Annotated in this window: 14 protein-coding genes; 5 read left to right on the top strand and 9 right to left on the bottom strand. The window is 70.1% G+C overall.

The genetic code is table 11. The features are described from left to right. Position 1: 1 nt before the first annotated feature. From PSEJ35_RS0114405 to PSEJ35_RS0114390, 4 genes are all read right to left on the bottom strand, one after another. Positions 2-1,078: a Fic family protein gene (locus tag PSEJ35_RS0114405; protein ID WP_028918391.1), complete on the bottom strand. Its 1,077-nt coding sequence runs from the start codon at positions 1,076-1,078 to the stop codon at positions 2-4. Positions 1,079-1,231: 153 nt separating this feature from the next. Further along, positions 1,232-2,248 (bottom strand): 3-oxoacyl-ACP synthase III, encoded by a 1,017-nt coding sequence (locus PSEJ35_RS0114400; protein ID WP_028918390.1) that lies wholly within the window; start codon positions 2,246-2,248, stop codon positions 1,232-1,234. Between the two features lie 90 nt (positions 2,249-2,338). Continuing rightward, positions 2,339-2,653 carry a DUF4156 domain-containing protein gene (locus PSEJ35_RS0114395; RefSeq protein ID WP_028918389.1) on the bottom strand — a complete coding sequence of 105 codons (315 nt, stop codon included), beginning with the start codon at positions 2,651-2,653 and terminating at the stop codon, positions 2,339-2,341. 123 nt (positions 2,654-2,776) lie between these two features. Further along, positions 2,777-5,644 (bottom strand): pitrilysin family protein, encoded by a 2,868-nt coding sequence (locus tag PSEJ35_RS0114390; protein WP_028918388.1) that lies wholly within the window; start codon positions 5,642-5,644, stop codon positions 2,777-2,779. Between the two features lie 87 nt (positions 5,645-5,731). Between PSEJ35_RS0114390 and PSEJ35_RS0114385 the strand changes: the two genes are divergently transcribed. The 4 genes from PSEJ35_RS0114385 (at position 5,732) to PSEJ35_RS0114370 (ending at position 8,496) form a co-directional block, all read left to right on the top strand. Beyond that, positions 5,732-6,469 (top strand): SDR family oxidoreductase, encoded by a 738-nt coding sequence (locus PSEJ35_RS0114385; protein WP_028918387.1) that lies wholly within the window; start codon positions 5,732-5,734, stop codon positions 6,467-6,469. 382 nt (positions 6,470-6,851) lie between these two features. Further along, positions 6,852-7,262: a hypothetical protein gene (locus PSEJ35_RS16410; protein WP_051412709.1), complete on the top strand. Its 411-nt coding sequence runs from the start codon at positions 6,852-6,854 to the stop codon at positions 7,260-7,262. Positions 7,263-7,316: 54 nt separating this feature from the next. Beyond that, positions 7,317-7,793, top strand: coding sequence for a tRNA (uridine(34)/cytosine(34)/5-carboxymethylaminomethyluridine(34)-2'-O)-methyltransferase TrmL (trmL, locus tag PSEJ35_RS0114375; RefSeq protein ID WP_028918386.1), 477 nt, complete (start codon positions 7,317-7,319; stop codon positions 7,791-7,793). 148 nt (positions 7,794-7,941) lie between these two features. After that, the gene (locus PSEJ35_RS0114370; RefSeq protein ID WP_028918385.1) at positions 7,942-8,496 is read left to right on the top strand and encodes an Ax21 family protein; all 555 of its coding nucleotides are present in this window, start codon (positions 7,942-7,944) and stop codon (positions 8,494-8,496) included. A gap of 162 nt (positions 8,497-8,658) precedes the next feature. Here PSEJ35_RS0114370 and PSEJ35_RS0114365 read toward each other — a convergent pair whose 3' ends face one another. The 5 genes from PSEJ35_RS0114365 to PSEJ35_RS0114345 form a co-directional block, all read right to left on the bottom strand. Next, complete coding sequence (locus PSEJ35_RS0114365; protein WP_028918384.1) at positions 8,659-9,681, bottom strand: NAD(P)H-dependent glycerol-3-phosphate dehydrogenase; 1,023 nt, start codon at positions 9,679-9,681, stop codon at positions 8,659-8,661. Positions 9,682-9,704: 23 nt separating this feature from the next. After that, positions 9,705-10,235 carry a protein-export chaperone SecB gene (gene secB, locus PSEJ35_RS0114360; protein ID WP_028918383.1) on the bottom strand — a complete coding sequence of 177 codons (531 nt, stop codon included), beginning with the start codon at positions 10,233-10,235 and terminating at the stop codon, positions 9,705-9,707. Positions 10,236-10,330: 95 nt separating this feature from the next. Further along, complete coding sequence (locus tag PSEJ35_RS0114355) at positions 10,331-10,768, bottom strand: rhodanese-like domain-containing protein (protein ID WP_028918382.1); 438 nt, start codon at positions 10,766-10,768, stop codon at positions 10,331-10,333. Between the two features lie 566 nt (positions 10,769-11,334). Further along, entirely contained in the window at positions 11,335-11,766 is a 432-nt protein-coding gene (locus tag PSEJ35_RS0114350) for a hypothetical protein (RefSeq protein ID WP_028918381.1), read from the bottom strand. A 12-nt stretch (positions 11,767-11,778) separates the two neighbouring features. Continuing rightward, positions 11,779-12,234 carry a YiiD C-terminal domain-containing protein gene (locus PSEJ35_RS0114345; RefSeq protein WP_028918380.1) on the bottom strand — a complete coding sequence of 152 codons (456 nt, stop codon included), beginning with the start codon at positions 12,232-12,234 and terminating at the stop codon, positions 11,779-11,781. A gap of 45 nt (positions 12,235-12,279) precedes the next feature. Between PSEJ35_RS0114345 and PSEJ35_RS0114340 the strand changes: the two genes are divergently transcribed. Continuing rightward, on the top strand, positions 12,280-13,035 hold the full coding sequence (locus PSEJ35_RS0114340) for a uroporphyrinogen-III synthase (protein ID WP_028918379.1): 756 nt from the start codon (positions 12,280-12,282) through the stop codon (positions 13,033-13,035). Positions 13,036-13,093: the final 58 nt, after the last annotated feature.

The raw sequence follows: 13,093 nt of genomic DNA, 5'->3' as shown, positions 1-13,093 counted from the left end.
GTCACGTGCCCACGGGGTCGCCGCGGCGTAGCAGATCGAACAGCGGTAGATTCACGTAGTAGTTGTTGCGACCCACACGGATCTTCTGGAGCACGCCATCGCCCGCCAAGGCGTCGAGGTAGCGGGTGGCAGTGACGCGCGTCACTCCCAGCTCGCGCTGCACGAACTCGACCCGCGTATACGGATGGTTGAACAGGTTGTTGATCAGGTCCTGGCTATAGAACTTGTAGCCGTCGCGGATGCGCTGCTTGGTCTCCTGTAGCAGCTCCTTTATCGCCTGCACCGTCGAGACGGTTTCGGCAGCCGTGGCGGCGACCGCATCCAGCATGTAGGCCACCCAGTCTTCCCATGCATCATCGTCCCGAACGGCCTGCATCAGGCGGTAGTAGTCGGACTTCGTGCGCACGATATGCCTGCTCAGGTAGAGCACGGGAATATCGAGCAAGCCCTCCTTCACCAGGTAGAGCACGTTGAGGATCCGCCCGGTGCGTCCGTTGCCGTCGTAGAACGGATGGATGCTCTCGAACTGGTGATGGATGAGCGCCATCTTCACCAACGGATCGGCCGCGAATGGCGGCTCGTCGTGGATGAAGCGTTCGAGCTCGCCCATCAGTCGGCGTACTTCGTTGGCGTCTTGCGGTGGCTCGTAGACCATCCTCCCATCGCCGTCCCTTAGTGCCGTCCCCGGCAACCGACGCAGCCCTGCGCGGTTGCATTCGAGTTGCTCCTGGATCTGGACGATGGTGTTGAGGGTCAGAAGGCCGGTAGTGCGGACCTGATCGTAGCCGGCCGTCAAGGCTTGGCGGTAACGCAGAACCTCCTTGGTCGCCGTGCCGACGGCGCTGGCCGAGTCCTCTTCACGATAGAGATCGTCCTGGGTGGTGACGATGTTCTCGATGGCCGAGCTGTCGCGCGCCTCCTGGAGGGTGAGGGTGTTGATGAGGATGTTCTGGTTCGGAATGCTCGCCGCCAGGCCCTTGAGCTCCGCCAAGGCGCGGCTGGCCTTGGCCAGCCGCTTGAGAATGCCGACCGTCTCGAACCTCTCCGGGACCAGTGAGTGCAGCGGAGACAAGGACACGCGGCACCATCATGCATAGAAAACTTGATTTTTTATACATGAGAAAGCCGACATGTTCAATTCGGCCAACTTTTTGAACATATGCGGCCACCGGGCCACATGACAAAAAGGGCCGGACAAGCCGGCCCTTTCCTCAAGCTGCGACGGAGTGGCTTACCACTCCACCTCGGCCATCGAGCAGTTCAGGCCCGAGCCGATGCCCAGCAGGGCGATCCGGTCGCCCTTCTTCAGGCGGCCCAGCTCCTTGAGCTTGCTCAGCACGATCGGCACCGAGGCCGGGCCGATGTTGCCGTGCTCGCCGAAGATGGTCATGACCTTCTTCGGGTCCACGCCCAGCGACTTGATGAAGGCCTTGGTGTGCGGACGGCTGACCTGGTGGATCACGAACTGGTCCAGCTCGTCCACCGCCCAGCCCAGCGCCTGCTTGGCGGCGGCGAAGGTCTTGGTCGCCAGCTTGATGCCTTCGATCAGCAGCAGGCGGGTGTCGGTGACCATGCGGTCCAGGTTGCCCCGGCACAGCTGGTTGAACTCGGTCGCCGAACGGGTCACGCCGCCCTTGTAGCGCGGCGCGTCCGGGACCAGCTCGCGGCGCGCCAGGACCATGGCCGCGGCGCCGCAGCCCAGGGTCAGGGCCGCCATCTCGTCGCGGAACTCCTGCTCGGTCACGTCCGGGGCGCTCATGCGCTCCAGGGTCTTCTCGTAGACCAGGTTCGCGGTCTCGCCGTCCACCACCAGGGCGTAGTCGATCTCGCCGCGCTCGAGCATGCGGGCGGCGATGTCCATGCCGTTGATGAAGGCCAGGCAGGCGTTGGCGACGTCGAAGGTCATGCACTCGTCGGACACGCCCAGGTTGCCGGACACGATCGAGGCCGTGGACGGCTCCAGGTAGTCGCGGCTGACCGAGGTGTTGACCAGCAGGCCGATCTTCTCCACGCCGATGCCGGCGTCGGCCAGGGCCTTGCGCGCGGCCAGGGTGGCCACGTCCGAAGCCTGCATGCCCTCGTCCCACAGGCGCCGCGCATGGATCCCGGCGATGTCGCCGAGCACGTCCACGCGGATACCGAGGCGGTCAAGCGTGGGCTTGAGCCGTTCGTTGATTTCCTGCGAGGTCAGGGTGTGCGGCGCATCGACATGCGCCAGTCCCGCGATGGAGACGTTCTTGAAAAGCATGGCTGTACGCGCCGGTCGGGCGAAAGGACCTCATTCTACCGGCTGGACGCCTTCACCGCACCTTTACGGATGGAGGCGTGCCCGCGCCATTCAGGAGCGGCAACGCCAGGCCGCGAAACGCTGGCTGCCCCCGGAGGGCTCGCCCAGCGGCTGGATCGTGTCGGCCGGGATCCCCGGGGCTTCGTTGCGGGCCAGGGTTTCCAGCTCGTCGCGGACCTTCACCTGGTTGCGCTCGTAGAAGCCCACGGCGTGCTTCACCGACACCTCGATCTCGCCCTGGCGGGTGCAGCCGGCCGGCGCGGCCCCGGCCGGGACCACCCGGACCTGCTTCGCCTCCGGCTGCAGCGGCACCCAGGTGCAGGCGGCCAGGGGCAGGACCAGGAGCAGCAGGGACAGGGGACGGATCATGGGGCGTGTATTCCTGTGGGGCCGGCGCTTCCAGCGTGCCGGCGGTGGCATGAACGCCGGGCGAGCGGGCCCGCCCGACGCTGGTGCGGTCCCCGCCGCCGGGGCGGGGACCAGGGGACCTTACTTCTTCGCGACCGGCTTGCCGTCGGCGTCGACGATGTGGACTTCGCCCAGCTCGAGGGCGCGCACCGGCGCCTCGACCTTGGACACGTCGCCCACCACCACCCACACCAGCCTGTCGGGGTCGATGGTCGAAGCGGCTTCCTTCACCTGGTCCACGGTCAGCGCCTCGATCTCCGCCTTGCGCTTGAACACGTAGTCGTCCGGGCGGTCGTAGCGGACGATGCCGCCGATCGTGCCCAGCACCGAACGGCCGGTCTCGTAGGCGCCCGGCAGGCTGCGGATCTCGGTGGCCTGGATCTTGGCGACCTCCTTCTCCGTCGGCGGGTTCTTGCCGGAGGTGTACTCGCGGATCTCGCGGTCCAGCTCCTGCAGCGACTCGGCGGTCTTGTCGATCTGCACCGGGGCGAAGGCGATCCACGGGCGCTGGCCGAGCGCGGCCGAGCTGAAGCTGTAGGCGCCGTAGGCCCAGTGCTTGTCCTCGCGCAGGTTCATGTTCAGGCGCGAGGAGAACTCGCCGCCCAGCACCGAGTTGGCGAAGTCGAACCTGATCGCGCCCGGGTCCTTGGTCGAGGGTACCACCTGGCCGGCCAGGATCGTGGCCTGCACCGCGCCGGGCTGGTCGATCAGGTACACGGTCGACCTGGCCGGACGCGGAACGTCGGCCGGCATGGCGGTGGCGGCCGGGGCCGGGGCCGGGCCTTCGCCCTTCCAGTCGCCGAAGTGCTTCTCCAGCAGCGGCACGACCTCGTCGAGGGTGGTGTCGCCGACCACGATCAGCGTGGCGTTCTCCGGACGCACCCACTGGCGGTGGAAGGCGACCAGGTCGTCGCGGGTCAGCGAGGCGATCGACTGCTCGGTGCCGCTGCCGCTGAACGGGATCGCGTACGGATGGCCGGCGCCGTACAGCAGCGGCGGCAGCACGCGCAGCGCGGCGCCGTTCGGGCGCGCCTTCTCCTGGGCGATGCCGGCGATCCAGGTCGCGCGGACGCGGTCGATTTCCTTCTGGTCGAAGCGCGGGCGGCGCAGCATGTCCGCGTACAGCGCCAGCGATTCGTCCAGGTTCTCCTTCAGCGCCGACAGGTAGGCGTTGCCGCCGTCCAGCGAGGCGCCGGCGCTCAGCGAGGCGCCCAGCGCCTCGGCGCGGTTGGCGAAGCCCAGCGCGTCGAGTTCCCCGGCGCCTTCGTCGAGCATGCCCATGGTGAAGCTGGAGGTGCCCAGCTTGCGGCCGTGGTCGGCGGCGAAGCCGCCCTTGAACTCGTAGCTGAACTGCACCACCGGCACCGCGTCGCGGCGGGCGAGGATCACCCTGGTGCCGTTGCTGAGCGTGGCCCGCTCCAGCGCCGGGAATTTCAGGTCCGGGAAGCTGTCGGGCATCGGCACGCCCTTGCTGCGGTCGACCGAGGTCCTGGTCGTCTTGTACTTCGCGTCCGGCTTGGGGAGCACGAACGGTTCCGGCGTCGGCGACGGCTCTTCGGCGATGGGGGTGCGGTCGCCCGGCAGCACCACCAGGGTGTGCGAGCCTTCGCCCAGCCAGCGCTGGCCGGTGGCCTTGACGTCGGCGGCGGTGGCCGAGGCGATGTTGTCCAGCTGGCGGCGGAAGCAGCCCGGGTCGCCGGTGTACACCGTGCATTCGGCCAGCGCGTCGGCCTTGCCGCCGAAGCCGCCGATGCGCTCGACGCCGCGCACGAAGCCGGCGCGGATCACCGCCTGCGCCTGCTCCAGTTCCTGCGCGGTCGGGCCTTCGGCCAGCAGCCTGGCCAGCTCCTCGTCGATGATCTTCTCCACCTGCTCCGGGTCCACGCCCTGCTTGACGTCGGCGGTGATGTAGAAGGTCGAGGCCAGCTCGAAGGGCAGCACGTAGGTGCTGACGCGGTCGGCCAGCTTGTCCTCGTGAACCAGGCGCCGGTCCAGGCGCGAGCTCTTGCTGCCCCCCAGCACCTGCGACAGCAGCTGCAGGCGCTCGACGTCGGCGTCGGCGTAGCCGGCCACGCTCCAGGCGCGGTAGATGCGCGCCTGCGGGACCTTGTCGGTCATCGTCGCGCGCGAGGTCTTGCGGTCCTTCACCGGGCCGGCCTTGATCCGGTCCAGGCTCGGGCCGGCGGGGATGTCGCCGAAGTAGCGGGTGACCTTCTCCTTCGCGGTGGCCACGTCGATGTCGCCGACCAGCACCAGCACCGCGTTGTTGGGGCCGTACCAGGCGCGGAACCACTGCTTCACGTCCTCCAGCGAGGCCGCGTTGAGGTCGTTCATCGAGCCGATCGTGCTGTGGTGGTACGGGTGGTCCTTCGGGTACAGCGCGCGGTAGATCAGGTCGTCGGCCTGGCCATAGGGCTGGTTCTCGCCCTGGCGCTTCTCGTTCTGGACCACGCCGCGCTGCTCGTCCAGCACCTTCTGGTCGATCGCGCCGAGCAGGTGGCCCATGCGGTCGGACTCCATCCACAGCGCCAGGTCCAGCGCGGTGGTGGGCACGTTCTGGAAGTAGTTGGTGCGGTCCAGCCAGGTGGTGCCGTTCATGTCGGTGGCGCCGACCAGCTCGAACGGTTCGAAGTATTCGCCGCGGTGGTTCTCCGAACCGTTGAACATCAGGTGCTCGAACAGGTGGGCGAAGCCGCTGCGGCCGGCCGGCTCGTCCTTGCTGCCGACGTGGTACCAGATGTTCACCGCCACCACCGGCGCCTTGCGGTCGGTGTGCACGACCACGCGCAGGCCGTTGGGCAGGGTGAACTCCTCGTACGGCACCAGCGCCTGGCTGGCCGGCGCGGCCTGCTTCGCCAGCAGCGGCGAGGGCGCGAGCGCCGCGACGCCAAGCGACGCGGTGATGGCCAGGACGAGGGCGGCCGTACGTGGCCTGCGGGCAACCGTCATTTGACGCTCCTTCGGGTGGGATCGGGCGATCCTACCCAGCACCCGTCGCCTTTACACTAGGCCATAGGCCATGCCGGACCGGACCCCGTGCGCGACTACGCCCAAGCCGACCGCCACTGCCTGGTGACCGGGGCCAACCGCGGCCTGGGCTTGGAGTTCGTGCGCCAGCTGCTGGCCCGCCGCGCCCATGTCGTCGCCGCCTGCCGCCATCCGGGCCGGGCCACGGCCCTCAACGCCCTCGCCGGCGAACATCCCGGCCGCCTGCACGTGCTGCCGCTGGACGTGGCCAGCGCACGCAGCCGCGACGAACTGCTGCGCGAACTGCCGCTGGTCCTCGACGGCGCGCGCATCGGCCTGCTGGTCAACAACGCCGGCGTGCTCCACGGCGGCGAGCGCTTCGGCCAGGTCGCCGAGGCCGACCTGGAAACCAGCCTGCGCACCAACGCCATCGGCCCGTTCCTGCTGACCCAGGCGCTGGCGCCGCTGCTGGCCGATGCCGAAGGCGCCCGGCCCGGCGCAGTGGTGGCGAACATGTCCTCGGAGATCGGCTCGATCGCCGGCCGCCGCGAGTTCCGCACGCCCAGCTACGCGATGGGCAAGGCCGCGCAGAACATGGGCACGGCCCTGCTGGCGAAGGCACTGGAGCCCCGCGGCATCGCCGTGGTCGCGCTGCACCCGGGCTGGGTCAGCACCGACATGGGCGGGCCGAAGGCCCCGCTGTCCCCCGCCGATGCGGTCTCCGCGCTGCTGCAGGTGCTCGACGGCGTGCGGCCGGAGCATAGCGGCCGCTTCCTCGACGGCCAGGGCCGCCAGTTGCCCTGGTGACGGGCCGGCGCCGACGGCGCCGTACTTCCTGCAGATAGAGCCTGGCAGGCGATCGGGAACCGCATCGCCTCCTTCGCGTGCCGATTCGAGGCCGACCAGTACACCTCCCACGCGCTTTTCCAGCCGCTGTCCGCCCCCCGTCCGCTTCCTGCGGACGTCCGCCACCTCGCGCGGACACTGCGGACACTCCATCAATTCCTTTCAGATCAATCGCTTGCGGTTGGCACGGCTTGTGCATTGCTTTGCGGCGCGCAAGCGGGTCACCGACTAATGCTGAACCATCGGTGAACAGAGAAGGAGAAGTTTCAGATCTTCCTTGCACAGGCTGATTAGGTGTATTACATTACTACCACACCACATCTACACAACACCGGAGCACGCCATGAACGCCAAGAACGCCAAGTCCCTGTCGGCCGCCCTGATCCTGTCGCTGGCTGCCGTCGCCAACGTCCAGGCCGTCGAGGCCCCGCGCGTCGACCGCATCGTCGACCTCCCGGCCGTCACCGTCCGCCCGGATGCCGACCTTCGCGCCGAGCTGGCCAGCGCCCGCGTCGACCGCATCGTCGACCTGCCGGCCGTGACCGTCCGCCCCGACGCCGCCCTGCGCACCGAGCTGGCCGCCCAGGCCATGGTCGCCCGCATCGTCGACCTGCCGGCGATCTACGTCCGCCCGACCGCGCAGCAGGCCGCCGAGCGCGCCGCCATCGTCGCCGCCGAGCGCACCGAGGCCCTGACCGCGCAGCTGGCCGCCAGCCTGCTGAACGAGACGGTGTCGGCCTCCGCCGCTCGCTGAAGACCCGACCGGCGCACGGGCGCCGGCGGGTTGGCGGCCCGTACAATCGCCGCGATGCAAGCTCCTGTCTTCGACGTACTGCTTTACCAGCCCGAGATCCCGCCCAACACGGGCAACGTGATCCGGCTCTGCGCCAACACCGGCGCGCGCCTGCACCTCATCGAGCCGCTCGGCTTCGCGATGGAGGACAAGCAGCTGCGGCGCGCCGGGCTGGACTACCACGAATTCGCAAGCGTGCAGGTGCACCGCAGCCTGGCAGCCGCGCTCGACGCGCTCCGCCCGCCGCGCCTGTTCGCCCTCAGTACCCGCGGCCAGGTCCGCCACGACCAGCCGCGCTTCGCCGACCGGGATGCCTTCCTGTTCGGCCCGGAAACCCGCGGCCTGCCTGCCGACGTGCTGGAGGCGGTGCCGGAAAGCCAGCGCCTGCGCCTGCCGATGCGCCCGGACAACCGCAGCCTCAACCTGTCCAACAGCGTGGCGGTGGTGGTGTTCGAAGCCTGGCGCCAGCACGGGTTCGCCGGCGGCAACTGATCCAGTCCGGAAGTTCCCGCTCTGGCCGCCTAATTTATGTACTGGTCAGTTTGATATTCAGGGTCGATTCCGGGGCGGCGCGAATAATTGCGCTCACCGGCCGCCACAAAGGGCCGGACTGATAACCGACATAGAGGTCGATAGAACAATGAAGAAGTCCCTGCTTGCCCTGACCCTGCTGGTTGCCTCCCCCTTCGCTGCCTCCGCCGCCGAGGGCGTGTCCTACAACTACGTCGAGGGTGGCTACGCGGCCACCAACACCGATGGTGCGGACGCCGACGGCTGGGGCCTGAACGGCTCGGTTGCCATCGCCCCGAACTTCCACCTGTTCGGCGGCTACAGCAACCAGGAGATCGACCACACCTCGATCGATTTCGACCAGTACCGCTTCGGCGTCGGCTACAACCGCGAGATCGCCCCGCGCGCCGACCTGGTCACCCGCGTCGCCTACGAGAAGTTCGATGCCGGCCGCGGCTTCGACTACGACGGCTGGAGCGCCGAGGTCGGCGTGCGCGGTTCGCTGCACCCGAACTTCGAAGGCTACGTGATGGCCGGCTACGAGGACGGCGACGAGTACGACGGCGAGTTCTACGGCCGCGTCGGCGCGCTCGGCAAGTTCAACGCCAACTGGGCCATCAGCGGCGACGTGAAGTTCGTCGACGGCGACACCCAGTGGTTCGTCGGCCCGCGCTACACCTGGTAAGACCCGAGCAGCAAGGCCGGGGGCGGTACCTCTCTCCCCTGCTCCCGGCTGCCTCACGCTGGCGTGAGCCCCTCCCCCCACGCCAGCCAAGGCCCGGCGCAAGCCGGGCCTTTTCTTTGCCTGACGAAAAGCGGGGCAGGCCGCGCGCGAACGCGCGACGGCTCAGCGGAACAGGGTGTCCGGGTATTCCGGCTTGCGTTCGCGCGCCAGCAGCTGGCGCAGCCCGTCGACCGGGGTGATCTCGCCATGCAGCACCGCCTGCACGCCGGCGGAGATCGGCAGGTCGATGCCGTGGCGGTTGGCCAGGCGCATGACCTCGTCGGCGGTCTGCACCGATTCGACCACCTGGCCGATCTGGCGCACCGCTTCCTCCAGCTCCTGTCCCCGGCCCAGGGCCAGGCCCAGGCGGCGGTTGCGGGACAGATCGCCGGTGCAGGTCAGCACCAGGTCGCCGAGGCCGGCCAGGCCCATCAAAGTCTCCGGCCGCGCGCCGATCGCCGCGGCCAGGCGCAGCATTTCGTTGAGGCCGCGGGTGATCAGGCCGGCGCGGGCGTTGAGGCCCAGCTCCATGCCGTCGGACACGCCGGTGGCCACCGCCAGCACGTTCTTCATCGCGCCCCCCAGCTCGGCGCCGACCATGTCGTTGCCGGTATAGGCGCGGAAGGCCGGACCGTGCAGCGCATCGGCCACGACCTGGGCGAAGTCCTGGTCGGCGCCGTGCACGGTCACCGCGGTCGGCAGGCCGAGCGCGACTTCCTTGGCGAAGGACGGACCGGTGACCACCGCCAGCGGCACGCCGGGGCCGAGCACGTCGGCAGCCACTTCATGCAGGAAGCGGCCGGACCCGGGCTCGAAGCCCTTGGTCGCCCAGGCCACGCCCGCACCGGCCGGCAGCACCGGCTGGAGCGCGTGCAGGGTCTCGGTGAAGGCATGCGAGGGCACCACCACCAGCACCCAGTCGCAGCCGGACACGGCCGCGGCCAGGTCGGTGGTGGCACGCAGGCTGCCCGGCAGTTCGATGCCGGGCAGGTAGCGCGGGTTCTGGTGGTCGCGGTCGATCGCCTCGATGATCGCGGCGTCCCGGCCCCACAACGTGGTGGCCAGGCCATTGCGCGCGACCAGGGTGGCCAGCGCCGTGCCCCAGGACCCGGCGCCGAGTACCGCTACGGAGGCGGGGCGTGTCACGGCGCCGCGGGAACCGTCGCGGCTCAGGCGTTGCCGGCCGGCTCGGCCGAGGCCAGTTCGGCCTGGCCGCCCGCCTGCTGCTGGCGCTGGCGCAGGGTCTCGGCGTACAGTGCGTCGAAGTTGATCGGCTGCAGCAGGAACGGCGGGAAGCCGCCGGCCTGGATCAGGTCGCTGACCAGCTGGCGCACGTACGGGAACAGGATGTTCGGGCACTGGGTGCCGAGCAGCACGTCGATGCCCTGCGGCGGCAGGCCCACCAGCGCGAACACGCCGGCCTGCTGCACTTCGGCCACGTAAGCGGTCTTGTCGCCGACCTTGCAGGTCAGGGTGACGCCCAGCACGACCTCGAACAGGGCATCGTTCAGGCGCTGCACGCGCTGGTTGAGGTTCAGCTGCAGGTCCGGCTGGCCCTGCTCGTTGAAGATCCCCGGCGCGCCCGGAGCTTCGAACGAAACGTCCTTGACGTAGATCTTCTCGACGCTGAAAGCGGGGCCAGCGGCAGCGGCATCCTGCGGGGCGGGGGCGGCGGCGCCGTTGGTGGTTTCGTCGGACATTTCGGGAACTCCAGGACTGGCTTGTATGGAAACGATCGTCTAGATCGGTAGTGAACGCCGGATTATGGCACGCCCGCCCGGGCGTGGCCGGAAGCTCAGTTGCGGCCCTTGACCAGCGGCAGGCCCGCGGCCTCCCAGGCGGCGGTGCCGCCCTCGAGCCAGTACACGCGCTCGAAACCGGCCTTCTTCAGCTTCCTGGCCGCCGAATCGGAGGCCATGCCGTTGCGGCAGACCAGCACCACCGGCGACTGCTTCGCCCCGGCCAGCAGCTTGGACTGCGGGTCGAACTGGCTGGGGATGACGTTCCTGCTGCCGGCGATGTGGCCCTTCTCGAAGTCGGCGATGGCCGACAGGTCGATGACCAGCGCGCCTTCCTGGTTGACCAGCTCGGTCAGCCCGGCCGGCTTGAGCGCCTTGTAGCCGCGGAAGAGCCGGGCGATCTCGGTGTAGACGATGGCCACGGTCAGGCCCGCCAGCGCCAGCGACAGCATCGGGTGGCGGCCGAAGAAGGCCATCAGGGTCTCGAAATTCACGGCAGTCGGATCGGCAATCGGGAAAGGGCGGGGATTGTCGCACAGGCACGGCCCCGGGCCGCCAGCCCGCCCCATAGCCCGCGTGAGCGGGACCAGGAACGAAGCCACGACCCAAACGCACCCGAAGACGCGCCAGGGCTTCTCCTGCCCGGATCCCCGGATGCGCTTCGCTTATCCGGGCTACGCGGGCTGGCACCCGACCCTTACCTGCGTCCTCTCCCGGGGGAGACGGGAGGAAGCGGAGCCGCGAGCTCGAAGCGCCCGAAGACGCGGTAGTGCGGGGGTATCCCGCAAGCAGGCCATGGAGGCCTGCGCTCGCGCGTTGGAGCCATGGACGGCGGAACCGCGCGATGCGGGATACCCCCGCACTGTCGCGGCTCCCTCCGACGCCGCCCCGCCCGACGCTTTCCCCTCGCAGAAGCGCATCACGGCCAAAGCCGCAGGCCGCCGCCGGGAAGATCCGCCCGCCAGCGATTCCCGCACCAGGGTCCCGGATGCGCTCCACTTGTCCGGGCTACGGGGCTACGCGGGCTGGCCTCTCTCCCACCGGGAGAGAAGCCTGGATCTCAGAGCCCTTCCCAGAAGTCCGGCAGCCCGGCCATCTGCCACCAGCGCTTGGCTTCCGGGTCCCAGCGCCAGCGCTCCTCGTAGCGGATCACCCGCTCGGACTGGGTGTGGCGGTTGACCACGCCCACCTCGACCGCGCGCACCACCGTGCCGTCGTCGAGCACCCCGTTGCCGCCTTCGCGGTAGCTGGAGACCTGCAGCTGCCTGTAACGCTCCAGCTCCAGGCCCGTCAGCGGCCGCTGCGCCCGCACCTCCGGATCGACCAGCTGCCAGGCCGACTCGTAATCGCTCCAGCGCAAGGCCGAAGCGTAGGCCACCTGGACCTCGTCCAGCTTGGCCCGCTGCCGCGCCCCGGCGGCACTGGCCGGGGCCGCGACGGCCACCAGCAGGAGGAACAGCGACACGAGCCATGGGATGCGCATGGCCCGCATGCTAGCAGGACCTCAGGCCCTGGCCAGGGCGACGAAGCGCCCGCTGAAGGTGGCCGCCTCCCCACCCTCGGGCAGGCGGATGCAGGCGGCGATACGGCAGCGCGCGCGACCGCGCTGGCGGAAGGTGTCCACGAAGGTCTCCCAGTCGCCCTCCTCCAGCCAGGCCTCGGCCTGCAGGTCCCCGTACAGCGGCGCCACGTAGCGGATCTGGCTGTCGGCCACGTAGACCTCCGCATCGATCCCCGCCTGTTCCAGGCGCCGCGTCGCCAGGCTCCAGCCGGCCAGGGTCATCAGCGAAGCCAGGCTGCCGCCGAAGGCATTGCCCTTGTCGTTGACGTTCGGCGCCAGCGGCGCGGCCATGCGCATGCGCCCGCCTTCCTCGGCGACCAGCTCCGCGTGCATGGACCGCACCTGCGGGATCAGGTGCAGGCGCGCGCGCAGCGCGGCCAGGGAATCGTCGGAGCTCATCGAGGTTCGGTCCGGGGGGAGGCGCGGGGCCCGCATAATGCCGCAATGAACGCATCGCGTCCGCCCGCCTGGTACCTGGTCTCGCTGCGCGCACGGGGCGAGCACCGCGCCCTGCGCCGCGCCGCCGCGCGCCACGGCGGCGGCCTGCTGGCGCTGTCGCCCTGGCAACTCGAACCCCGCACCGACCAGGCCAGTCGCCAGAAACTGGCCTCCGCCCTGCGCGCCCCCGTGGTCCTGTTCACCAGCCCGGCCGCGGTCCGCGCCGCGGCCGGGCTGCAGACGCTACAGGCCCGGCCCGGCCAGCACTGGCTGGCGGTGGGCGGGGGCACCGCCGCCGCGCTGCGCCGCGCCGGCATCGCCAGCGTCGTCGCCCCGTCGCGGATGGACAGCGAGGGCCTGCTGGCCCTGGCGGCACTGGCGGCGCCGGAACGCGTCGGCCTGGTCACCGCCCCCGGCGGCCGCGGCCTGCTCGCGCCGACCCTGGTCGAGCGCGGCGCGGTGGTCGAACGCGCCGACGTCTACGAACGCGTGCCGCTGCCCCTGCCCGCCGCGGCGATCGCCCGCCTGGAGTCCCTCGACGCTCCGGCCGCCATCGCGCTGAGCAGCGAGGAAGCCCTGCGCCTGGTACTGGACCAGTTGCCGCCCGCGGCCCGGGCCGCGCTGCAGCGCATGCCCGTGGCCGCCGCCAGCCAGCGCCTGGCCGAGCGCGCCGGCGAGCTGGGCTGGAGCCGGACCGTCGTCGCCGGCAGCCCGCGCCCGGCCGCGCTCGCCGCCGCCGCGGCGCAGGCGCTGCAGGGCTGAACGGCCGCCGCTTGCGGGCGTGAAAGCGCCAAGCGATCCTTTCCCACAGGATCGCCGG

The sequence above is a fragment of the Pseudoxanthomonas sp. J35 genome (assembly GCF_000513995.1).
Classification (GTDB): domain Bacteria; phylum Pseudomonadota; class Gammaproteobacteria; order Xanthomonadales; family Xanthomonadaceae; genus Pseudoxanthomonas.
This window is presented reverse-complemented; position numbering and strand designations above follow the sequence as displayed.